Here is a 20460-nt window from a genome sequence, read left to right as displayed (position 1 = left end):
GCTGTTTTGAATGCTGTGAAGGAGTCGCCATGCACACCGAGTTCACGCCCAACCTCGACAAGCTGCGCAACATCGTGCAGCGCTTCGGCCCCCATTCCTTCACCACCGAGCAGGTGGTCGCCGAGTACCAGGAAAGCCCCGCCAACAGCGAGAGCCTGCAGTTGTTTGACGAGCTGCTGACCCGCCATGCCGTCGTGCTGGGCATACAGGCCGTACCCGGTGCGGCGCAAGGCCAGGCCATCTGGAAACCTGCGTAGCAGAGCCTAGGGGGCCTGCATAATCAAACCCACTTCGGTGGGTTATTTTTTTCCCGCGCCCCGTTTGCTCTAAAGTGCAGCGCCATGCCCTTGCTTCCCCTGTCCCTTTGGCTGCCGCTGTCGCTTGCCGCCTGCGTGCTCCTGGTTTTGATAGCTGCAGGCCTGGTGCTGCGCCAGGCGCGGCGCATTCCTGCCGCCAGCAAGGACGGGCGCAATGTACGCACGATTGCCGGCCTCAGCTGCACGGGGCTGCTGCTGTGGCTGGCGTACGGGGTGTTCAAGGGCTATGCCAGCCTGTGGCAGGCCGATGCGCTCATGATCCTGGCTCAGGGCAGCTTGCTGCTACAGCTGCCGCTGTTGATCGGCGGTATGGCCTGGGTGGCCGCCCTGCTGATTGCGCGGCTGATCAAGATGCACGGCAAGCTCGATTAGGAACGAAGGTGTTTACGCTCTAGGACCCGGCCCAGAGCTTGCGCAGCTGAACCAGCTCCACATCAAAACGCTGATGTATGCGTTGTTGCTCCTGCTCCTGCTGCTGCTGAAAGCGCTGCTGTTCGAGCTGCAGCTCGTTGTTTTCGCTCAGCTGGCGGCGCAGGCTGGCCGGAGCTTTCTTGGGGTTCTGCTGATAGAACTCCATCTCGGTATCGATTTTCTTGCGCCGCTCCTTGAGCTCGGCTTGCCGCTGCTGCCCCAATTCCATCTGACTGGTGACCTGGGCAATCGCCTGGGCCCGTGCTGCGTCGTGCGCGGCCTGGTTGGGATAGCGCAGCAGCATGGCGCGCTCGCGTGAGCGCTCTTCCCGCAGGCGCTGCTGCTCAGCCTCCTGCTGGCGATTCTTCGCTTCCTGCGCAGCACGCTCCTGGTCGGTCAGCGTAGGGCCCACGCGGCGCAATTCCACGCCGGTGGCGCCCAGCACGCGCTGATCGCGGTCCACACAGTCAGCAATCGGGCGGTCGGCGGTGATGCGCCGGCCCTTGGCGTCCGTGCAGGCGTAGATGGTGCCGTTGCCGGCAGGCGCCGTTTGGGCCAGCGCATTCCCGGCCCACACCATGCCTGCCAAACACCAACCCAGCTTCGCACGCAACGCCTGCTTCATGAAGAGCTTATCCCTTGTCGTTCACACCGTAACGCTGGCGGTAGGCCAGCACGCGTTCATGGTGGGCGCTGCCTGCGTCACCACCCTGGTTTTCAAGATAAAGCAACAAATCGGCCAGTTTGGCAATAGTGCTGACCTTCATGCCCAGTTGATTGCGCACATATTGCACGGCGCTATGCGGCACATCCTGACCGTTTTCGGTCGCCATTTCCTGGCGGTCCAGTGCAATCGCCACCGCATAGGGCTCGGCACCTGCGGCCTTGATGATGGCAATCGACTCGCGTGCCGCCGTGCCGGCCGACATCACATCGTCGATGATGAGCACGCGGCCCTTGAGCGGTGCGCCCACCAGGGTACCGCCTTCGCCATGGTCCTTGGCTTCCTTGCGGTTGTAGGCAAAAGGCACGTTTTTGCCGTTGCGGGCCAGCTCCACGGCCACGGTGGCGGCCAGCGGAATGCCCTTGTAGGCCGGGCCGAACACCATGTCAAACTCCATGCCGCTGGCCAAAATGGCTTTTGCATAGAATTCGGCTAGGCGAGCCATTTTGGCGCCATCGTCAAACAGGCCAGCGTTGAAGAAGTACGGGCTCAGGCGCCCGGCCTTGGTCTTGAATTCGCCAAAACGCAGCACGCCAGAATCAACGGCAAACTGCACAAATTCCTGCGCCAGACGGTCAGCACCGTCCATTGACTTCTCACTCACCACCATGGATTCATCCTTGTTCAAATTAACCAGCCTCAACCTCAATGGCATCCGCTCTGCCACAACCAAAGGCGTGGAAGCCTGGATTGCAGCCACTGCGCCGGATTGTATTTGCGTGCAGGAAATCAAGGCCCAGGCACCCGATATGGCCGGCCGCTTTGAGGTGTTAGCCGAGATGCAAGGGCATTTTCACTTTGCCGAGAAAAAAGGGTATTCCGGCGTCGGCGTCTACTCGCGCCACGAGCCTTCGGACGTGGTCATCGGCTTTGGCTCCCACGAGTTCGACGCCGAGGGCCGCTATGTGGAAACGCGCTTTGACACGCCATCGCGCAAGCTGTCCATCATCAGCTCCTACTTTCCCAGCGGCAGCTCGGGCGAGCTGCGCCAAGCCGCCAAATTCCGCTTTCTGGCCGAAATGCACCAGCATTTGATGCAGATGAAGGGCGAGCGCGAGTTCATTTTATGCGGCGACATCAACATCGCCCATCAGCAAATCGATCTGAAGAACTGGCGCGGCAACCAGAAAAACAGCGGCTTCACGCCCGAAGAACGCGCCTGGATGACAAATTTGTTGCACAAGACTGAAACAACGGGCGGCCTGATGGACGTTTATCGTCTGCTGCAGCCCGACACCACGGATGCCTGCTACACATGGTGGAGCAACCGGGGCCAGGCCTATGCAAACAACGTGGGCTGGCGTCTGGATTACCACCTGGCCACGCCAGCCACCGCCGCCCTGGCCCGCACCGAGCACATCTACAAGGATGTGAAGTTCTCCGACCATGCGCCCATCACCGTGGGTTACGACTTCACGCTTTGAGCCTGCACCTGGCCCGTGGCATGCATGCCGTGCCACGGGAGCCGGCACAACAGGGCCTCAGAACTGGTAGCGCATGGTCAGCGTCGCATTGCGCGGTGCGCCGTAAAAGCCGGTCTCGAACAAGCCCAGACCCGAGTAGTACTTCTGGTCAAACAGGTTGTGCACATTGAGCGTGGCCGACAGCGACTTGTTGATTTGGTAGCGTGCCATCAGGCCGACCAGCGCATAGCCTTTCTGCTTGATCTGCGCATAGTCCTGGGCCACCGGATGCCAGACCTTGCCGTAAAACGCGCTCTGCCAGCTCACGCCGCCGCCTATGGTCAGGGCCTGCCAGGCACCGGGCAGGCGGTAGCTGGTGGACAGGCGCAGCACATGCTCGGGCTGGCTGGCCATCAGCGTTGCGCCGAAGACGCGCTCGCCCTTGGCATCGCGTACATGGTTGTAGGCATAGCCGGCCTGCAGATTCCAGCCAGAGGCAATCTCGCCGTTGAGCTCGGCTTCTATGCCCTTGCTGCTCACGCCTTTGACAGCGCGATAGACGGAGGCGCCGTCAACGAAGTCCACATACTCCGCCACATTGTCCTGCTGGATCTGGAAAGCAGCCAGGCTGGCGTTGAGCCGCCCGTCCAGGTACTCGCCCTTGACGCCCAGTTCCAGGCTGCGGCCTTCGACGGCGGGCAGAAACTGTCGGTTCACATCCTTGGCCGACTGCGGCGAGAAGATGCTGGTGTAGCTGCCGTATACCGAGTAGGTCTCGTTGAGGTCGTAGACCACGCCGGCATAGGGCGTGACCACGCCGGTCTCGCGCATATCGCTGGTCAGCGCGGGCGTGATGCCATCGTTGTAGACCCGCTGGTCGTTAGCCACCACGCGGCTCACGCGTGCGCCCAGAATCACCGATAGCGTATCGGTAGGGCGCAGCCGCGTCGCAGCGTAGAAGCCGCTTTGACGACGCTTATCTTCGTAAGAGGCAATCGGGGGATAAGCCGGCTGCGCGAACTCGCCATTCCAGTTGAAGATGCTGCCGCTGAGCATGGGGTAAAGCGACTCGGACCAGGGGCCGTCGGTGCGGGTATCCGACCACATCGTGCCCAGCATCAGCTCGTGCTTGCGCCCGCCCAGCATATAGCTGCCGTTGAGGCTGGCGTTGACGGTGTTCTGCGTACGGTCGCCACGGAAATCGCCGGAGAACAGGTACATGCCTTCGCCCGTCACCGGATCGGGATTGCCGCCGCTGGCCGAGCCCAGCAGCGAGCGGTGCCGGCTCTTTTGATGGTTCACATCAAGCTTGAAGCGCCAGTCGCCTGCCAGGCGCTGCTCCAGCGTGGCAAACAGATTGCGCGTCTGGGTCTCGCGCCGGCTCCAGCTGGTCGCCGGATTGAAGGAACGGCTGAAGTCGGTACGGCTGCCGTCGCTGTTGAAAATCGGAAAGCCGGTCCAGGTCGCGCCGCGCGGGTCGGTTTTCTGTGCATCCAGACCCAGGGTCAGCAAGGTATCGCGCGTGAGGTCGGCTTCGATCACGCCATAGGCCACGCTTTTCTTCTGACGATAGCGGTCCTGGAACGACTCCTGATCCTGGTAGGCGCCCACGAAGCGGCCGCGCACGCTGCCACTTTGGTTGAGCGGGCCGGAGACATCGATTTCGCCACGGCCTTTGTTCCACGAGCCCACGGTGCCCGAGAGCGATCCGGCAAAGGTCTCGGTGGGGCGCTTGCGCACAAAGTTCACGGTTGCCGAGGGGTCACCCGTACCGCTCATCAGGCCGGTCGCGCCCTTGAGTATCTCGACGCGGTCGTAAATAGTCAGGTCGCCGTTGGTCGCGCCCCAGTCATAGACGCCGTCATAGTCCTTGGAAACCCCGTCGTACTGGAAGTTGGTGATGGAGAAGCCACGCGCGCTGAAGCTCCAGCGGTCGCTGTCGTAGTTCTGCACGGTGATGCCCGCGCTCTGACTCATCACATCGGCCACGCTGGTGCTGCCCTGGTCGTCCATTTGCTGGCGCGTGACCACGGTCACGCTCTGCGGCGTGTCGCGCTGCGATAGAGAAAACCCGGCGGACATCGTTGATGGCCCCGCCGTGTAGCGGCCCGTGCCGTCCGTGCGCGGGCTGCGCATGGCATCTGCCGTGACCGTCACATCGGGCAACGAAGGTGTCGCCCCGCCGCCCGATACCGATACCGGCAGCACGCGCAGCGCATAGCCGTCGCCGGCCGAGCGAACGGCGCCCAGGCCCGTGCCCTCCAAGGCCTGGGCCAGTGCCCCCTCTATGCTCAGCTTGCCGCTGACGCCACGGCTGGCAATGCCTTGGGCGATCCTGGATTCAAAGCTGATCAGCACGCCAGCATCGCGCCCGAGCCGGTTGAGCACGGCCTCCAGCGGGCCGGCAGGGATCTCGAAGCGCTGTAGCTGCGGCGACGCGGATGCAGATGCAGACACGGCCTCGGTCTGGGCCAGCGAGAGCTGGGGCATGACCGCGCCAGTCACGATCATTGTGGCCAGCGCCAGCGGACGCAGGCGAGCGGCGGACGGAACCATGGAGTAGCAAGAATGTGCAAGCATGAAGTTGTCTTCGAAGAGATAAGCCGTCAAAAAGTGAGGAAACGCGGCGCGGCATGCGCGCCCTTCTCTTGCTTGACAGTAATCCCCGCAAATCAGCTCATATTTTTTTGCCGTGCGCCCAAACACCAGTGCGGCGCGGCTTCACGCTGACCCACAAGCGCGTGTAGGTGTGGACTTCAACCGGCAAGGCCGAGCTCAGTGCGGCCAGCACGCGGTCGGTATCCGCCAGCGGATAGGCGCCCGAGACCTGCAGGCCGGCAATGGCGGGATCGCAGCCCAGCCGGCCCCGGCGGTGCCGCGCCAGCTCGGCCAGAAAGTCGTCCAGCCGCATCTGCGCAACCACCAGCATGCCGTCGGCCCAGGCACCGGCATTGACGTCCAGTGGCGCTGCCGCCTCGACCTGCGTGCGCGTGAAGCGCGCAGCCTCGCCGGCCTGAAGCACGCGCAGCTGCGCCGGCGCATCGATGGCACGCAACTCGACCGCTCCCTGCAGCACGCCGACCTCGACCGATGCATCGCTGTGCTCGCGCACCGTGAAGCGCGTGCCCAATGCGCGCACCGTACCGGCACTGGTCTCCACCAGAAAAGGGCGCTGCAGCGCATCCTTGGCGGTCTGCACCAGGATTTCGCCGCGCACCAGCTGCAGCACGCGGCGTTCGGCATCGAAACGCAGATTGATGGCGCTGCCGGAGTTGAGGGTCACCCGCCCGCCATCGGGCAACACCCACGAGGGCCGCTCGCCTATGGCTGCCACATGGTCGGCATTCCAGGCCTGCCACGAGGCAGACCGGCTTGCCAGCAGCACGCTGGCGTTGCCGACGACCAGCAGCGTCAGCAGCTGCAGGCTGCGGCGACGCTGCCTGGATTGGGGTGCAGCACTCAAGGCCGCCTTGGCCAGAGGCGAAGGAATCGCCGCCAGCTGGCCGGCGACGGACTCGATGCGCTGCCAGGCCGCTTCATGCGCGGGTTCGGCAGCACGCCAGCGCTCCCAGGCGCTGTGCTGCGCGGCACTGACTTGGCCGGAGCGCAGCTCCATCCACCACTGCACCGCTTGCCGGGCAATGGCGGGTTCGACCTTGTCGGCACTGCCGGGGAAATGCATGTCTGTCACCGCTGCTATTGCGCAAAAAAGCAGCACATTGCCGCCTTGGTCAGATGGCGCTTGACCGTCGATACCGAAATGCCCAGCTCCGCCGCAATGGCGGCCTGGCCCAGCCCTTCAAGCTGCGCCAGCAGAAAGGCCTGCTTGGCCTGCACCGGCAGGCCGCTGAGCCGCCTATCGATCTCGACCAAGGTCTCCAGCAGCATCAGCCTGACCTCGGGTGGCGGCGCCACAGGCTCGGGCATCAGGGCCAGCGCATCGAGATAGGCTTGCTCGATGGCGCGGCGGCGCACATGGTTGATCAGCAGATTGCGCGCCACGGTTGTCAGGTAGGCGCGCGGCTCTTGCACCCGCTCGAGTTCAGTCGAGCCCAGCAAGCGCACAAACGTGTCCTGCGCCAGATCCGCAGCGTCGAAGGCATTGCCCAGTTTTTTGCGCAGCCAGCCCTGCAGCCAACCGTGGTGATCGGCATACAAGGCCTGGACTAGCGGGTGGCTGGCGGATGGATGGTCGGGCATGGAAGGCGCTGAGGAAATGTCTGCCCTGCACACGATGCAAATGCAAACTATTCTCATTATAAAGAATTGTCTGCTTTTCCATCCGCGGCCATGGTGAGTGCTTGAACCGATGACGCGTTCTTGGGCGCTGGCTACGATATGCAGCTTGATTCTTCAGGAGTGCGCCCATGCCCGGTTTTCGACGCTTGCTGGCTTCAGCCCTGTTGTGTGCCGCCGCCTGGCTGCCCGCAGCCCATGCCCGCGACGCCTCGGACTACAGCACGCAGGAGCTGGTGGAAGCGCTGACCCAGCGCCTGGCCAAGGTCTTGCGCGCCGGCCCCACGCGCGATGCGCCAGGCGGCGATGCTGCCATCGTGCTGCTCGAAGGCAAGGCCTTGCCCCTGAAATCCAGGCTGCAATCCGTGGCCGGCATGCGCTTGCTGAGCCAGGAACAGCTGGTGGCCGAGCAGCGCGCCAACTTCCTCATCATCTCCCAGCTGGGCATGCAGGGGCCGGACATACTCATCGATTACGAGACGCCCAACAACGCCTCGTTCGGCACGCTGCGGGTGCAGGAACGGGACGGCAAACTGGTCTTCAAGGCCGAGGAAAGCTTTCGCTCCAGCAGCGGTGCGCGCGCCACCTATGCGCGGCTGTACGGTGGCCTGCCCTGCCGCGATGGAACGGAAATGGCCTACCGCTTTCAGTACACGGGCTCGCCCCACAGCGGCAAATGCCCGGTTCCCACTTTTCCCAGCAGCGATTCGCCCCTGGATTGGTAATTAAATACAGAAGCAGGTAGCGCTTTACCCATCTCAACTTCAAGGCATAAACAGCCTGAATTGAAGTCAATTAAAGCGCTACCCGCTCTTTTTAAAAGAGCATGAAAAAAGCGCCTGTGACGCAAATCACAGGCGCTTTCAAGCCGGCAGATCAGCTCTTCAGAGCCACCAGCACCTCATCAAGCATCTTCTTGGCATCGCCAAACAGCATGCGGTTGTTTTCCTTGTAGAACAGCGGATTGTCCACACCGGCATAGCCCGAGGCCATGGAGCGCTTCATCACGATGGAGGTCTTGCCCTTCCACACTTCCAGCACCGGCATGCCGGCGATGGGGCTGGTCGGGTCGTCCTGGGCCGCAGGGTTCACGATGTCGTTGGCACCGATGACCATGGCCACATCGGCCTCAGGGAAGTCCTCGTTGACCTCGTCCATCTCCATCACGATGTCGTAAGGCACTTTGGCTTCGGCCAGCAACACGTTCATGTGGCCGGGCATGCGACCCGCCACCGGGTGGATGGCAAAACGCACGTTCACGCCCTTGTCGCGCAAGGTCTTGGTGATTTCATTGACCGTGTGCTGGGCCTGGGCCACCGCCATGCCGTAGCCGGGCACGATGATGACGCTCTTGGCGTCGCGCAGCATCTCGGCCGTCTCGGCGGCGCTCACGGGCGTCACTTCGCCCTGAGGCTCGGCGGCAGCGCCGTCCGCAGCCTTCTTGGCCGGAGCCCCCGAACCGAAACCACCGGCAATCACGCTGATGAAGTTGCGGTTCATGGCCTGGCACATGATGTAGCTCAGGATGGCACCGGAGGAGCCCACCAGGGCGCCGGTCACGATCAGCAAATCGTTGCCCAGCATGAAGCCCGTGGCCGCAGCGGCCCAGCCCGAGTAGCTGTTGAGCATGGACACCACCACCGGCATGTCGGCACCGCCGATGGCCATCACCATGTGCACGCCAAACAGCAGAGCGATGGCGGTCATCACGATCAGCGGCAGCATGCCGTCGGCCACGGTTTCGGCGCGCAGGAACTCGCGGCCGAACCAGATCACCACCAGCAAGGCCACCAGATTGAGCCAATGGCGTGCCGGTAGCAGCAGCGGCTTGCCGCCGATCTTGCCGTTGAGCTTGCCGAAGGCAATCAGCGAGCCCGAGAAGGTGACGGCGCCGATCAGGATGCCTACATAGATTTCCACCTCGTGAATGGCTTTTTCTGCGCCGGCCAGTTCGATGGAGCTATCGACATAGCTGGCAAAGCCCACCAGACAGGCCGCCAGACCCACCAGGCTGTGCATCAGTGCCACCAGCTCGGGCATCTGGGTCATCTTGACGACCTTGGCCGCATACAGGCCGATGCCGCCGCCGACGACCAATGCGCCCACGATCCAGGCCATGCCTTCAGGGCTGACACGCGGACCGAACACCGTGGCCAGCACGGCCAGCGCCATGCCTATCATGCCGAACAGATTGCCGCGGCGCGAGGTTTCGGGATTGGACAAGCCACCCAGACTGAGAATGAACAAAATGGCGGCACCCAGATAGGCCACCGTTGCGAGACTTTGGGACATGGTTTTTTTCTCTCGTTGTTCTTATTTCTGGAACATGGCCAGCATGCGGCGCGTGACGGCAAAGCCGCCAAACATGTTGACGGCCGTCAGCACCACGGCGGCAAACGCCAGCCAGCGGATCAGCTCGTCGGGTCGGCCTGTGCCAGCCGTTTCAGGCGGTGCAATCTGCACCAGCGCGCCAATGGCGATGATGCTGGAGATGGCATTGGTCACGCTCATCAGCGGCGTGTGCAGGGCAGGCGTCACGTTCCACACCACCATATAGCCTATGAAGCAGGCCAGCACGAAAACCGTGAAGTGGCCCAGGAAGGCCGCAGGCGCATAAGCGCCAATGAACCAGAAGGCCAGGGCCGCCACGGCAAAGATGATGGCCAGCGTCTTGGCCGGCAGCGGGCCGCTGGCACCATGGCCGTGACCGCTCTTTTTCTGCACCACGGGCGCTTCGGCAGGCTTGGCTGCCGGCTTGGCCACCTGCGCCAGCGGCGGGGCCGGCCAGGTGATCTCGCCGTTCTTGACCACGGTCAGACCGCGGATCGCATCGTCTTCCATGTTCACCAGGGCCACGCCGTCCTTGGCCTTGCACAGCTCTTCAGTCAGACGCAGCAAGTTGGTGGCGTACAGGGTGGAGGACTGCTTGGCCAGGCGCGAAGCGAGGTCGGTGTAGCCCACAATGGTCACGTCATGGCGCACCACGGCCTCGCCGGGCACGGTCAGCTCGCAGTTGCCGCCTTGTTCGGCCGCCATGTCCACGATCACGCTGCCGGGCTTCATGCTCTGCACCATCTCGGCCGTGATCAGCTTGGGTGCAGGCTTGCCGGGGATCAGGGCCGTGGTGATGATGATGTCCACCTCCTTGGCCTGTTGCGCATACATCTGGCGCTGCGCGGCCTGGAAGCCCTCGCTCATCACCTTGGCGTAGCCGCCGCCGCCCGAGCCTTCTTCCTCGTAATCGACCTTGACGAACTCGCCGCCCAGCGAAGTGACCTGATCGGCCACCTCGGCGCGCGTATCGTTGGCGCGCACGATGGCACCCAGGCTGGCTGCCGTGCCAATGGCCGACAGGCCGGCCACACCGGCACCGGCAATGAAGACCTTGGCCGGCTGCACCTTGCCTGCGGCCGTGATCTGGCCGTTGAAATAGCGGCCAAAAGCATTGGCCGCCTCGATCACGGCACGGTAGCCGCTGACGCCAGCCATGGAGGTCAGCGCATCCATCTTCTGGGCGCGCGAGAGCGTGCGCGGCAGCGAATCAATGGCCAGCACCGTCACCTTCTTGGCGGCCAGTTGCTGCATCAGCTCGGGGTTCTGGGCTGGCCAGATGAAATCGATCAGCACCTGGCCTTCGCGCATCTGCGCCACTTCTTCGGCCGTGGGCGGACGCACCTTGAAGATGATGTCGCAGCTGGCCCAGATGGCCGCAGCATCGGGCAGCACTTGGGCACCCGCTGCACGATAGGCCTCGTCGCTGCAGTTGGCGGCATCGCCGGCCCCGGCTTGCACAGACACGCTAAAGCCCAGCTTGATGAGCTTTTCCACCACATCGGGCACGGTGGCCACGCGCTTTTCCAGCGGGAAGGTTTCCCTTGGCACGCCGATGCGCTGGGTGCCAGCGCCGGACGACGTTTGGCTTGGGTTGGTAGACATGAGAGAGGTCTCCTGGAGGTTTGAAATCTTTTACTCCAGGCCAACGCCAGCGCTCCAGGTGGGTTGCGAATCTGCAGAGCTGCTTCGTACGGCCTGAAATCTTAAAACCGGGGGTGGGCCGCTTCGATAGAGCGTCTGCCCACTGCCTTGCAGCACAGGTATTTTGTAGCAGCGCGCACCGAATTGGGGCACACATATCTGTACTAGCGCAAATGGAGGATGTCGTTAAAGTCCGGGCGGGCATTTTTGATGCCCATGGTCTGTCATGGCATGCTTGCGGGGTTCGCTTGGCGCGAAGCCTACTCACTTACAGAAAAATTACAAGCCACCCATGTTGCAATATCACACCGTACCCGTCACCGCCTTCCAGCAAAACTGCTCCCTAGTTTGGTGCGACCAGACCATGGACGCCGCCGTCATCGACCCCGGCGGCGATATCGAGCAGATCGAATGGGAGGCCGAGCGCCTGGGCCTGCAGCTCAAGGCCCTCTGGCTCACCCACGCCCACATAGACCACGCCGGCGGCACCAGCGAAATGGCAGCCAAGCACCAGTTACCCATCATTGGCCCGCATGAAGGCGATCAGTTCTGGATTGACGGCCTGCCCCAGCAAAGTGCGATGTTTGGCTTTCCACATGCCGATCCCTTCCAGCCCACGCGCTGGCTGCAGGACGGCGATACGGTGACGATCGGCCAGGAAACGCTGAACGTGCGCCATTGCCCGGGCCACACCCCCGGCCATGTGGTGTTCCACGCCCCGCAGATCGACCGCTGCTTTGTAGGCGATGTGTTGTTTGCCGGCAGCATAGGCCGCACGGATTTCCCCCAAGGCAACCATCAGCAGCTGATCGACTCCATCGTGCAGCGCCTGTGGCCCATGGGCGACCAGACGGTGTTCATTCCCGGCCACGGCCCAGAAAGCAGCTACGGCCGCGAGCGCAAGGTGAACCCCTATGTCAGTGGCACCTGAATAGCAAACAAATACGGCTCAACCCCAGATTCATCAAGCGCCTTAAGCTATCAAATCGGGACTTCCACCGGAAGCCGCCGGCGCAGACTAGCGAATACGGGGAAAGCGCAGGATGAAACGGGTGCCGCCACGTTCCGAAGCGTCGGCTTCCACCGTGCCGCCTTGCGAAGTGGTCAGCGCTTTGACGATGGACAAGCCCAGGCCCGAGCCCTCTTTGCGCCGCTTTCCAGGTGCTTGCGCAAAGCGCTGAAAAGGATGGGAGCGCAGCTCGGCTGGCAAGCCAGGCCCCGCATCGCTGATGCGCAGCACCACCTGCGCCTCGCCCCGGGCATTGCTCTCGGCCGCCACGCTCACTCCCAGCCAACGGCCGTCGCGGGCATGGCGCAGCACATTGCCAATCAGGTTGTTGACGATCTGGCGCATGCGATCGGCATCGGCATTGATATCGGCGACACCGTCACCCAGCTCCACCGGCAGATTCAGGCTCAGCGCCATGTCATGCATCTGCAACTGGGGATGTATGTGCTCGACCACTTCGCCGACCAGATCCGCAAGATCCAGTCTTTGCCGGTTCAGGGAAAGCTGGCCGGCATCGGCCATGGACAAGGTATGCAGATCGTCGACCAGGCGCGCCAGATGCGCGCTCTGCGCCAGCAGCACCTGCAGCTCTGCCGGACTGACTTCGATCACGCCATCGCACAGCGCGTGCAATCGCACCTGGAGCACGGTCAAGGGCGTGCGCAGCTCGTGCGATATGGAGGCTGCCGTGGCTTTGCGCTCGCTCTCCAGCGTCTCCAGCGCCTCCACCATGCCGTTGAAGGTGTCTATCATCGCGGCCATTTCACCGTGGGCATCGCTTTTGACCGCACGGGCACCCAGATCACCGGCTTCAATGCGCTTGGCAACCTCCACCATGGAGGCCAACGGTCGCGTGATGCGCCTGGACACCCAGAAACCGACGCCCAGCCCGAAAGGTAGGCTCACGGCCAGGCCAACCAGCAGCGACCACTTCTCGCCAAAGTAAAGATCGCCGCCCCAGTACTCGCTGTAGATCTGCAAGGCGCGCGGGCTGTCGTCCAGATCCTGGGCAGTCAGCGTGTCCATCTCGGTGCGAACGGCATCCGGCAGATGCTTGTAAAACGCACGGTACTGCAGCTCGGAAATCAGCAGCACGCCAGCCGTCAGCGCGCCAATCGTCACCAGCACCGTGGCGGTGATCCACAGTCCGAAACGTACCCAGATCCGGTTCAGTCCCAGGGCCATAGACGGTAACCAATGCCGCGCACCGTCTCTATCAGTCCGTCCTGACCAGCCAGCTGCAGCTTTCTGCGCAGCTTGGAGAGGTGAGAGTCGATCACACGCTCCAGCGCATCGCTCTCCGGCAGGCAGTTCTCGATCAGGTAGGCCCGGGAGAAGCAGCGCCGAGGCTGTGCTGCCAGGCAGGCCAGCAGGCGAAATTCGGTCAGCGTCAGCGACAGCGGTATGGCAAGTCCGTCATCCCCGTAGATCAGAGCGCTGTGCGCCTCCTTATCAATCTCGATCGGCCCCACGCGCAGGGGTGCGGCCACGGCGACGGCGGGAGTCTTGGTGCGGCGCAGCACAGCCCTCACCCTGGCCACGACCTCCGGCGGATTAAAGGGCTTGACCACATAGTCATCGGCCCCCATGCGCAAGGCCAGCAGCTTGTCCACATCATCGGCCAGGGCCGTCACCATGATGACCGGCGCCTGCCCTTCGTTGCGAATCTCGCGCAGCACATCCACGCCATCCACCTTGGGCAGATGAATGTCGAGCAAGACCAGGTCAGGCCGCAGCTGTCTGAATAGCTGCAAGGCTTGCTCGCCATCTTGCGCCACTCTGGCGCGCAAGCCGTCGCGCTCCAGATAGGCGTTCAAAATGCTGGCAATGCTGGGCTCGTCCTCAACCACCAGTACCAGAGGCGTTGCCGCAGGCTGTGCAAAAGAGTTCATAGCTAAAGACCGGAAGATGCCCGGAAGCGGGCACTATCTTCGCGTCCATGCAGATGCATTGCCGCGTCCCGGATGTCGTGTTTTGTCACATTATGGGGTGACAAGCCACCCGGGCTGGCAGCAGCAACCATCTCCATACTTCCTCCATAAAACTTGCAATGAGGCGCAAGCTTTGAGGGCTTCAATGATGGCCTGGGGTCTCTGCATCCCTGTTCCAGATGGACGCACACCATTGAATCCAGCCCCAATCCACACGCTTAGCCGCTTGAGCGCCTGCTGCCTTGGCACCCTCGTGCTGCTGGCAGGGTGCTCTGCTCCCGTGCCGGTCAGGTTGAACACCAACATGCCCGCACACTGGCAGCAAGCACTGCCGGTCAGCCCCAGGCCGGGCGACGACTTGGCTCACTGGTGGAAGTCATGGAACGACAGCGAGCTCAACGCCCTGGTTGACGAGGCCTTGGCCCAGAACCTGGATGTGGCCCAGGCCGTGTTGCGCCTGCAGCAGCAAAAGCGTCTGTCCGAGGTGTCTGGCTCAGCCTTTTTGCCCAATGTTTCCGCAGGCGTGCGCACGCTGCAGGATGTGGCAGCACAGGACTCCTACTTTCACGCCAGCATCGATGTGAGTTGGGATCTGGGCCTGTTCGGCGCCTCAGAGGCCACGACACGCTCGGCCTCGGCCGACGTGCTGGACGCCCAAGCACAGCTGCATGCCGCCCGTGTGGCCCTGGTCGCCCAGGTGGTACACCGCTACCTGGATATTCGCCAGGCCCAGCGCCAGCAAGCGCTGCTGCAGCAGCGGCAAGCTCTGGATCAGCGCCAGCTGCATTTGCTGCAGATACGTCAGACACAGCGCCTGGGCAGCATGCAGGCCGTAGAGCAACAGCAGCTGCAAATCGCCGCCTCAGCCGGGCAGACCGCCATGCTGACAGAGGCGCAGGCACGCTCTGCCCACGGACTGGCTGCGCTGCTGGGCCGTTCAGCCCCCGATCCGCGCTGGCTGCAGGCTGCAGATGCCACTACGGCTATGCCTGTCGCGCCGGCCATATCGGACATGCCTCTTGCGGCCATCCCCGCAGATCTGCTGCGCACCCGCCCCGACATACAGAGCGCAGAGGCGGCGGTAGAACATGCGGCGGCAGAGCTGGGCATCACACGCGCGGCGCTGTATCCACGTTTCACGCTGACAGGATCCATCCTGTACTCGTACAACATCACGCAAAATCGCCGCAATGCGGCCTCGGACAAGCTTCCCGTCTTCGGCCCGCAGATTGATGTTCCGCTGTTTGACTGGAGCCGACGCCGCGCCCAGGCCGACGCCAGCGAACTGGCACTGCAGGCCAGTGTGAAAGCCTATCGCCAAAGCGTGCTCAACGGCATCGCCGACGTGGAATCCTCGCTGGCCGCCATAGGTGCACAAGAGCAGCGCCGGCAAAGCCTGCAAGCCACGCAGTCCGTCTTGCAGCAGCGCCAGCAGGCACAGACCGTGCGCCAGAATCTGGGCCTGGAAAGCGAGCTTTCCACTCTCGAGACTCGACGCTCCCTGCTTCAGCTGCAAAGCGAGACCGACACGGCTGGCTTTACGCAAGCGCTGGCCTATGTGACGCTTTACAAGGCCCTGGGCGGAGCGCCGTTGGATACCGTGGCTCAAGGCCCTGCCAAGGGGCTGCAGCCATGATTGCCCTGGCCCGCAAAACACTGGTTTACGAATGGCGCCGCTTTGTTCCTTCGGTGTTTGCCGTCGGCTTCTCCGGCGTGCTGCTGGCCATGCAGGCCGCGCTGGTGCTGGGCATCTTCGGTTCGGCTGCCGTGTACGTCACCGCCTCGTCTGCGGATATCTGGGTGGGCTACCCCGGCACGCAAAGCGTGAACTTTGGTCGCAATATCGACGCCGATGTGGAAATGCGCCTGCGCATGGAGCCGGACATACAGGCCGTCGAGCCCTATCTCTGGATTGACGGCGACTGGCGTGCACGCGACAGCGCAGCCAGCGCGAACAAAGGCGGCGTCTCCATCTATCTTTCTGGCGTCAGCACGGCGGATGACGCCCTGATGTTCACCAAAATTCTGGCACCCTGGCACAGGCAGCGCTTGCGCGAGCCCGGCACGGTCATCGTGGACCGCGCCGACCTGGGCACGCTGGGTACCCAGGAAGGCGGCACGGCCTGGATCAACAACCATCCGGTGCGCATAGTCGCCGCCGTGGATGGGCTGCGCGGCCTGGGTGGAGTGAATGTGATCACCTCGCTGACCTCGGCCCGTGAAATCGCAGATGGCGAGGCCAGCCAAGGCAGCACTTATTTTGTGGCCAGCGTGCGCAACGGCGTCTCGCCTGCCGCCGTACAAAAGACATTGAGCGACAAGCGCAGCAGCTTTGGCGCCCATGAGGCCTGGACTGCCGAGAGCTTTGCCCGGCGCTCGCAGCGCTACTGGATGTTCGATACCGGCGCCGGCGCCGGCGTGCTGTTCATGGCCATCATCGTCTGCCTGGTCGGCTCCATCGTCACCAGCCAGTCGCTCAAGGCCGTGGTCGCAGGCTCGGCCCGGGAATACGCGGTGCTCAACGCCCTGGGCGTCAGCCGTGGAGCTTTGGGGCGCGTGGTGATAGAGCAGGCCTGCTGGATAGGCGGCCTGGGCTTTGTGCTGGCCGCGTTCGCCAGCGCCGTGCTTTTGAGCATTGCCTCGGCTTACCGAGTCCCGGTGGCCCTGTCCGTCTCGGCGGTGCTGGGCTGCGCTTTTCTGGTTGCCGTCCTGTCCCTGCTTTCCGGCCTCGGAGCCATGCGCAGCCTGCTGCGCGCCGATCCCGCCACCTTGCTGCGTTGAAAGCCATGCCATCCATGACTGCAGAACGCAGCCCTTCACCGACAGCGCCCGCCGCCCCACCCAGCCTCGAGGCGGTTCAGCTGTGCAAGTCATTCATGTCTGGCGTGGTGCAGGTGCGCGTGCTGCAAGGCCTGTCGGTCAGCCTCTACCCGGGAGAGCTGAGCCTGATTTCCGGCCCCTCGGGCTGCGGCAAGAGCACTCTGCTGTCGCTGATGTCAGGCCTGCAGCAGCCCGACAGCGGCCAGGCCACGGCCCTGGGGCAAGACCTGTCCAAGCTCAAGCAACGAGCCCTGGAGCGGTTTCGTCTGCGCCACACCGGCTTTGTATTTCAGGGCTTCAATCTCTTTCCCGCGCTCACGGCGCTGGAGCAGATACAGCTGCCGCTGGGCTATATGGGGCTCAAGGACAAGCAGAGCCTGCAGCGTGCCAAGCAGGCGCTGGATGAGGTCGGACTCTCGCACCGCAGCCATATGCGGCCGGCCGAACTCTCTGGCGGCGAGAAGCAGCGCGTTGCCATCGCCCGTGCCATGGCCAAGGAGCCCCAGCTTTTGTTTGCCGACGAACCGACCAGCGCGCTGGATGCGGAGAGCGGCCAGCGCGTCATCGACATACTGCACCGCGCGGCCCGCAGTCACGGCACCACCGTGCTGTGCGTCAGCCACGACCCGCGTCTGGTGCGCCATGCAGACCGCGTGCTCGGCATGGAGGACGGCGCCATACGCAGCGACTGGCGCCAGTCCAGCCCCATCAAGGAATAAGCCCATGAATTTTTTGCCAACCCGCGGTTCTGCTTTGCTGGCAATAGCACTGACAGCGGTTGTCATCGCAGGCTGCGGCCCTTCGCAGAAAGCGGCATCCGTCCCCCCTTCAGCCACGGGCCAGGCCAAGAGCAATGCCGCCGTGGCCATCGCCCGCGGCAAGATCGAGGTCGAAGGCGGCTTGCTGGACATTTCGCCCGAGACTGGCGGCGTGGTTGGGCAGCTGCTGATCAAGGAAGGCCAGACGGTTGAAAAAGGCCAGGTGCTGCTGCGTCTGAAAGACGATGCCGCGCGCGCCGATCTGGCGGTCGCCGAGTCCGAATGGCAGCTGGCCCAGACCCGTCAAAAAAGCCGCGCCGCCCGTCTGCCTTCCCTCAAGCAAGCTCTGAACCGCTGGCAGGCCGCCGCCAAGCAAGGCGCAGCGGATCTGCAAAGCGTGGATGAAGCCGCCCGGACTCTGCAGGAGGCGCAGGCCGAGCTGGATATTGCCACCGCCGAGGTCGCCGTCTCGCAGCGCAAGGTAGAGCAGCTGCGCGCACTGCAAAAACGCCATGAGTTGCGCACTCCCGAAGCGGCCACCGTGGTGCGCGTCACGACCCACGTGGGCAGCACGCTGCAGCCCGGCGTCAGCGTGATGAATCTGCTGCCCAACCGCCCCTTCATCGTGCGTGCCGAAGTCAATGAAAGCTTTGTCAGCGCCATCAAAGAAGGCATGCACGCCAGCGTGGTGGCCGACGGCGACGGCAGCAATCTGCAGTTCCCCAAAGCCACCGTACAGCGCATCAGCCCCATCTATGGCGCTGCGCGGTTGCAGGACGACACGCAAAAAGGACCTGTGCGCATCATCGAATGCGTGCTGGTATTTGATCAGCCCCCAGCCAATGCCAAAGTCGGCCAGAACGTGAGGGTCAGCTTCCATGAATAAGCGCATTCACCTATACCCCGCCAACCAGCCTTCCGGCTGGATGGTACAAAGCGATTTTGACGGCACCATCAGCGTGCTCGACGTGACCGACACCTTGCTCAATCGCTTCGGCCAGCCCGGCTGGCAGGAGCTGGAAGATACCTGGGAACGCGGTGAAATCGGTTCGCGCGAATGCATGAAGGGCCAGGTCGCTCTGCTGGACATGAGCGAAGCCCAATTGCAGACCCACCTGGACACGATTGAAATCGATCCGCACTTTGTCGGTTTTGTGGCCGAGGCCACCCAGCTGGGCATCAAGGTGCAGGTGGTCAGCGACGGTATCGACTACGCCATTCGCCATGTGCTGACCAGACACGGACTGGCCCATCTGGAAGTCATTGCCAACCGGCTGGTACAGACGGATGCGCGCAGCTGGCGGCTAGAGTCGCCATTTGCCAGCGCGCATTGCGCACGTGCCAGCGGCAACTGCAAGTGCGAGCGCCTGGCCGAGCAACAGGCGGTGCACGGCCGCGTGCTCTACATCGGAGACAGCACCTCCGATTTCTGCGTTTCGGGCAAAGCCGATTTGGTGCTGGCCAAGTACAAGCTGATTGCCCATTGCCAGAGCCACGGCATTGCTTACGCCCCCTTTGAAAATTTTGGCCAGGCCACGGTGCTTCTGGGGCAGACGGTGCTGGGCATGGAGTTGCCAGCATGAATGCCGCCGACGGTTTCGCTCTGCTGCAAGACAAGGCGCCCGAGGTGCAGGATTTTCAGAAGCTGTGCGTGACGCCCCATGAATTTGTCATGCCCGGCCACGGCACCAATGCGCGCACCGGCGTGCTGCTGATTCATGGCTTGACGGGCACGCCCGCCGAAATGCGCGTGCTGGGCAAGGGCTTGAACAAACAAGGCTTTACCGTGTACGCGGTACAGCTGGCCGGTCACTGCGCCGGCATGCAGGACCTGGTCGACACACGCTGGACGGATTGGCTTGCCAGCGTGGAATCGGGCCTGCAGCGGTTTGCCGCGCAGGTGGACCATGTGGTCGTGGGCGGCCTGTCCATGGGCGCGCTGCTCTCGCTGGCCGTGGCGGAAAAACACCCCGACCAGGTGGCTGGCGTCTGCGCCTTGTCCACCACCTTCCGCTATGACGGCTGGAGCATTCCCGGCTACACCCGGTTGGCCTTTTTGCTGCCGCTGTTTCGCGCGCTGGGCATAGGACGGCACAGCGTTTTCATGGAAGCTCCGCCCTATGGCATCAAGGACGAAGCTTTGCGTGCCCGCATCGTCGAGCAAATGCATGGCGGCGACAGCGCGGCCGCCGGCCTGCCCGGCAACCCCTGGTGGTCCATCATCGAGCTGAGAGCGCTTTCCGCCCATGTACTCAAGCGTCTCGATCAGTTGCGCTCGCCCTGCCTGGTGGTGCATGCCAGGGAAGACGACATCTCCTCCATCAGCAATGCCTACGATATTGAGCGCGGCGCCCGCAACGCCCATGTGGAGCTGGTGCTGCTGGACAACTGCTATCACATGATCACCATCGATCGCGAACGCCGCACCGTGATCGCCAAGACCAACGAATTTGTGACGCGCATCGCCAGCGCCGCAGCCCCAGGCAAGGCACCAACGCATGGGCAGTGATCTATCGCCTCTGGTAATTACGCTGTGGGTACTCAATGTGCTGGTGGACAGCGGCGGGCAGCTGGCCTTCAAGGCCGCGGCCAGCGAGCCCGGCACGCGCGATGGCATGGAACGCTGGCGCTTCATGCTGGCCCGCCCCTGGCTGTGGGTAGGCATCGCCTGTTATGTGGCGGAATTTCTGGTGTGGCTGGCGTTCCTGTCCCTGGTTCCGCTGTCGGAAGGCGTGCTGCTGGGCAGCATCAACATCGTGGCCATCATGATGCTGGGGCGTGTGCTGTTCAAGGAAAAGCTGGCCCCCATGCGCGTGGCCGGCATCGTGCTGGTGTCCATCGGCGTCGCCATTGTCGGTCTGCATTGAAAGCGCAAG

General features: G+C 63.2%; 21 protein-coding genes. 12 read left to right on the top strand and 9 right to left on the bottom strand.

Going from position 1 to position 20460, the window contains the following annotated elements; genetic code table 11:
* Positions 1-29 precede the first annotated feature (29 nt).
* Complete coding sequence (locus ACNAZA_RS09830; protein WP_415796439.1) at positions 30-257, top strand: hypothetical protein; 228 nt, start codon at positions 30-32, stop codon at positions 255-257.
* An 84-nt stretch (positions 258-341) separates the two neighbouring features.
* The gene (locus ACNAZA_RS09825; RefSeq protein WP_415796438.1) at positions 342-689 is read left to right on the top strand and encodes a hypothetical protein; all 348 of its coding nucleotides are present in this window, start codon (positions 342-344) and stop codon (positions 687-689) included.
* A 19-nt stretch (positions 690-708) separates the two neighbouring features.
* Here ACNAZA_RS09825 and ACNAZA_RS09820 read toward each other — a convergent pair whose 3' ends face one another.
* Entirely contained in the window at positions 709-1353 is a 645-nt protein-coding gene (locus ACNAZA_RS09820; RefSeq protein ID WP_415796437.1) for a DUF4124 domain-containing protein, read from the bottom strand.
* 7 nt (positions 1354-1360) lie between these two features.
* Positions 1361-2062, bottom strand: a complete 702-nt coding sequence (pyrE, locus tag ACNAZA_RS09815; RefSeq protein ID WP_415796551.1) for an orotate phosphoribosyltransferase — start codon at positions 2060-2062, stop codon at positions 1361-1363.
* Positions 2063-2072: 10 nt separating this feature from the next.
* Here pyrE and ACNAZA_RS09810 point away from each other — a divergent pair, with 10 nt between their 5' ends.
* Positions 2073-2876: an exodeoxyribonuclease III gene (locus ACNAZA_RS09810; protein WP_415796436.1), complete on the top strand. Its 804-nt coding sequence runs from the start codon at positions 2073-2075 to the stop codon at positions 2874-2876.
* Between the two features lie 57 nt (positions 2877-2933).
* Here ACNAZA_RS09810 and ACNAZA_RS09805 read toward each other — a convergent pair whose 3' ends face one another.
* The 3 genes from ACNAZA_RS09805 to ACNAZA_RS09795 all read right to left on the bottom strand — a co-directional run bounded on the left by ACNAZA_RS09805 (position 2934) and on the right by ACNAZA_RS09795 (position 7055).
* On the bottom strand, positions 2934-5435 hold the full coding sequence (locus tag ACNAZA_RS09805) for a TonB-dependent siderophore receptor (RefSeq protein WP_415796435.1): 2502 nt from the start codon (positions 5433-5435) through the stop codon (positions 2934-2936).
* Positions 5436-5532: 97 nt separating this feature from the next.
* Positions 5533-6537, bottom strand: coding sequence for a FecR domain-containing protein (locus ACNAZA_RS09800; RefSeq protein ID WP_415796434.1), 1005 nt, complete (start codon positions 6535-6537; stop codon positions 5533-5535).
* Positions 6538-6551: 14 nt separating this feature from the next.
* A complete protein-coding gene (locus ACNAZA_RS09795) occupies positions 6552-7055 on the bottom strand; it encodes a sigma-70 family RNA polymerase sigma factor (protein WP_415796433.1) in 504 nt (167 codons plus the stop codon).
* Positions 7056-7222: 167 nt separating this feature from the next.
* On the opposite strand from ACNAZA_RS09795, the gene ACNAZA_RS09790 reads away from it, so the two are divergent.
* A complete protein-coding gene (locus tag ACNAZA_RS09790; protein WP_415796432.1) occupies positions 7223-7816 on the top strand; it encodes a hypothetical protein in 594 nt (197 codons plus the stop codon).
* 151 nt (positions 7817-7967) lie between these two features.
* Here ACNAZA_RS09790 and pntB read toward each other — a convergent pair whose 3' ends face one another.
* Together pntB and ACNAZA_RS09780 are read right to left on the bottom strand one after the other, a co-directional pair.
* Entirely contained in the window at positions 7968-9383 is a 1416-nt protein-coding gene (gene pntB / locus ACNAZA_RS09785; protein ID WP_415796431.1) for a Re/Si-specific NAD(P)(+) transhydrogenase subunit beta, read from the bottom strand.
* Between the two features lie 21 nt (positions 9384-9404).
* Complete coding sequence (locus tag ACNAZA_RS09780) at positions 9405-11027, bottom strand: Re/Si-specific NAD(P)(+) transhydrogenase subunit alpha (RefSeq protein ID WP_415796430.1); 1623 nt, start codon at positions 11025-11027, stop codon at positions 9405-9407.
* A 331-nt stretch (positions 11028-11358) separates the two neighbouring features.
* Here ACNAZA_RS09780 and ACNAZA_RS09775 point away from each other — a divergent pair, with 331 nt between their 5' ends.
* The gene (locus ACNAZA_RS09775; RefSeq protein WP_415796429.1) at positions 11359-11997 is read left to right on the top strand and encodes an MBL fold metallo-hydrolase; all 639 of its coding nucleotides are present in this window, start codon (positions 11359-11361) and stop codon (positions 11995-11997) included.
* Between the two features lie 87 nt (positions 11998-12084).
* Here the strand turns inward: ACNAZA_RS09775 and ACNAZA_RS09770 are convergent, their stop codons facing one another.
* Together ACNAZA_RS09770 and ACNAZA_RS09765 are read right to left on the bottom strand one after the other, a co-directional pair.
* Entirely contained in the window at positions 12085-13260 is a 1176-nt protein-coding gene (locus ACNAZA_RS09770) for a sensor histidine kinase (protein WP_415796428.1), read from the bottom strand.
* Positions 13245-13967 (bottom strand): response regulator, encoded by a 723-nt coding sequence (locus tag ACNAZA_RS09765; RefSeq protein ID WP_415796427.1) that lies wholly within the window; start codon positions 13965-13967, stop codon positions 13245-13247. The genes ACNAZA_RS09770 and ACNAZA_RS09765 overlap by 16 nt, the downstream gene beginning before the upstream one ends.
* Before the next feature lie 343 nt (positions 13968-14310).
* Here ACNAZA_RS09765 and ACNAZA_RS09760 point away from each other — a divergent pair, with 343 nt between their 5' ends.
* From ACNAZA_RS09760 to ACNAZA_RS09730, 7 genes are read left to right on the top strand one after another with little or no spacing between them, the layout of a single operon-like run.
* On the top strand, positions 14311-15642 hold the full coding sequence (locus ACNAZA_RS09760; protein WP_415796426.1) for an efflux transporter outer membrane subunit: 1332 nt from the start codon (positions 14311-14313) through the stop codon (positions 15640-15642).
* Positions 15639-16787 (top strand): ABC transporter permease, encoded by a 1149-nt coding sequence (locus tag ACNAZA_RS09755; RefSeq protein ID WP_415796425.1) that lies wholly within the window; start codon positions 15639-15641, stop codon positions 16785-16787. Before ACNAZA_RS09760 ends, ACNAZA_RS09755 begins: the two co-directional genes overlap by 4 nt.
* Before the next feature lie 5 nt (positions 16788-16792).
* A complete protein-coding gene (locus ACNAZA_RS09750; RefSeq protein ID WP_415796424.1) occupies positions 16793-17545 on the top strand; it encodes an ABC transporter ATP-binding protein in 753 nt (250 codons plus the stop codon).
* A gap of 4 nt (positions 17546-17549) precedes the next feature.
* The gene (locus ACNAZA_RS09745) at positions 17550-18470 is read left to right on the top strand and encodes an HlyD family secretion protein (RefSeq protein WP_415796423.1); all 921 of its coding nucleotides are present in this window, start codon (positions 17550-17552) and stop codon (positions 18468-18470) included.
* Entirely contained in the window at positions 18463-19167 is a 705-nt protein-coding gene (locus tag ACNAZA_RS09740) for an MtnX-like HAD-IB family phosphatase (protein ID WP_415796422.1), read from the top strand. The genes ACNAZA_RS09745 and ACNAZA_RS09740 overlap by 8 nt, the downstream gene beginning before the upstream one ends.
* The gene (locus ACNAZA_RS09735; RefSeq protein WP_415796421.1) at positions 19164-20093 is read left to right on the top strand and encodes an alpha/beta hydrolase; all 930 of its coding nucleotides are present in this window, start codon (positions 19164-19166) and stop codon (positions 20091-20093) included. Before ACNAZA_RS09740 ends, ACNAZA_RS09735 begins: the two co-directional genes overlap by 4 nt.
* Complete coding sequence (locus ACNAZA_RS09730; protein ID WP_415796420.1) at positions 20083-20451, top strand: EamA family transporter; 369 nt, start codon at positions 20083-20085, stop codon at positions 20449-20451. Before ACNAZA_RS09735 ends, ACNAZA_RS09730 begins: the two co-directional genes overlap by 11 nt.
* Positions 20452-20460: the final 9 nt, after the last annotated feature.

It is taken from the genome of Comamonas aquatilis, assembly GCF_965139575.1.
Taxonomy (GTDB): domain Bacteria; phylum Pseudomonadota; class Gammaproteobacteria; order Burkholderiales; family Burkholderiaceae_C; genus Comamonas; species Comamonas aquatilis.
The sequence above is the reverse complement of the archived record's forward strand: the minus strand, read 5'-3'. Positions and strand labels throughout refer to the sequence as shown.

What these genes read in the sequence shown, in the direction of transcription:
- ACNAZA_RS09830 (WP_415796439.1), top strand. Translation starts at nt 30, where the DNA reads ATGCACACCGAGTTCACGCCCAACCTCGACAAGCTGCGCAACATCGTG.
- ACNAZA_RS09825 (WP_415796438.1), top strand. Translation starts at nt 342, where the DNA reads ATGCCCTTGCTTCCCCTGTCCCTTTGGCTGCCGCTGTCGCTTGCCGCC.
- ACNAZA_RS09820 (WP_415796437.1), bottom strand. Translation starts at nt 1,353, where the DNA reads ATGAAGCAGGCGTTGCGTGCGAAGCTGGGTTGGTGTTTGGCAGGCATG.
- pyrE (WP_415796551.1), bottom strand. Translation starts at nt 2,062, where the DNA reads ATGGTGGTGAGTGAGAAGTCAATGGACGGTGCTGACCGTCTGGCGCAG.
- ACNAZA_RS09805 (WP_415796435.1), bottom strand. Translation starts at nt 5,435, where the DNA reads ATGCTTGCACATTCTTGCTACTCCATGGTTCCGTCCGCCGCTCGCCTG.
- ACNAZA_RS09800 (WP_415796434.1), bottom strand. Translation starts at nt 6,537, where the DNA reads ATGCATTTCCCCGGCAGTGCCGACAAGGTCGAACCCGCCATTGCCCGG.
- ACNAZA_RS09795 (WP_415796433.1), bottom strand. Translation starts at nt 7,055, where the DNA reads ATGCCCGACCATCCATCCGCCAGCCACCCGCTAGTCCAGGCCTTGTAT.
- ACNAZA_RS09790 (WP_415796432.1), top strand. Translation starts at nt 7,223, where the DNA reads ATGCCCGGTTTTCGACGCTTGCTGGCTTCAGCCCTGTTGTGTGCCGCC.
- pntB (WP_415796431.1), bottom strand. Translation starts at nt 9,383, where the DNA reads ATGTCCCAAAGTCTCGCAACGGTGGCCTATCTGGGTGCCGCCATTTTG.
- ACNAZA_RS09780 (WP_415796430.1), bottom strand. Translation starts at nt 11,027, where the DNA reads ATGTCTACCAACCCAAGCCAAACGTCGTCCGGCGCTGGCACCCAGCGC.
- ACNAZA_RS09775 (WP_415796429.1), top strand. Translation starts at nt 11,359, where the DNA reads ATGTTGCAATATCACACCGTACCCGTCACCGCCTTCCAGCAAAACTGC.
- ACNAZA_RS09770 (WP_415796428.1), bottom strand. Translation starts at nt 13,260, where the DNA reads ATGGCCCTGGGACTGAACCGGATCTGGGTACGTTTCGGACTGTGGATC.
- ACNAZA_RS09765 (WP_415796427.1), bottom strand. Translation starts at nt 13,967, where the DNA reads ATGAACTCTTTTGCACAGCCTGCGGCAACGCCTCTGGTACTGGTGGTT.
- ACNAZA_RS09760 (WP_415796426.1), top strand. Translation starts at nt 14,311, where the DNA reads ATGCCCGCACACTGGCAGCAAGCACTGCCGGTCAGCCCCAGGCCGGGC.
- ACNAZA_RS09755 (WP_415796425.1), top strand. Translation starts at nt 15,639, where the DNA reads ATGATTGCCCTGGCCCGCAAAACACTGGTTTACGAATGGCGCCGCTTT.
- ACNAZA_RS09750 (WP_415796424.1), top strand. Translation starts at nt 16,793, where the DNA reads ATGCCATCCATGACTGCAGAACGCAGCCCTTCACCGACAGCGCCCGCC.
- ACNAZA_RS09745 (WP_415796423.1), top strand. Translation starts at nt 17,550, where the DNA reads ATGAATTTTTTGCCAACCCGCGGTTCTGCTTTGCTGGCAATAGCACTG.
- ACNAZA_RS09740 (WP_415796422.1), top strand. Translation starts at nt 18,463, where the DNA reads ATGAATAAGCGCATTCACCTATACCCCGCCAACCAGCCTTCCGGCTGG.
- ACNAZA_RS09735 (WP_415796421.1), top strand. Translation starts at nt 19,164, where the DNA reads ATGAATGCCGCCGACGGTTTCGCTCTGCTGCAAGACAAGGCGCCCGAG.
- ACNAZA_RS09730 (WP_415796420.1), top strand. Translation starts at nt 20,083, where the DNA reads ATGGGCAGTGATCTATCGCCTCTGGTAATTACGCTGTGGGTACTCAAT.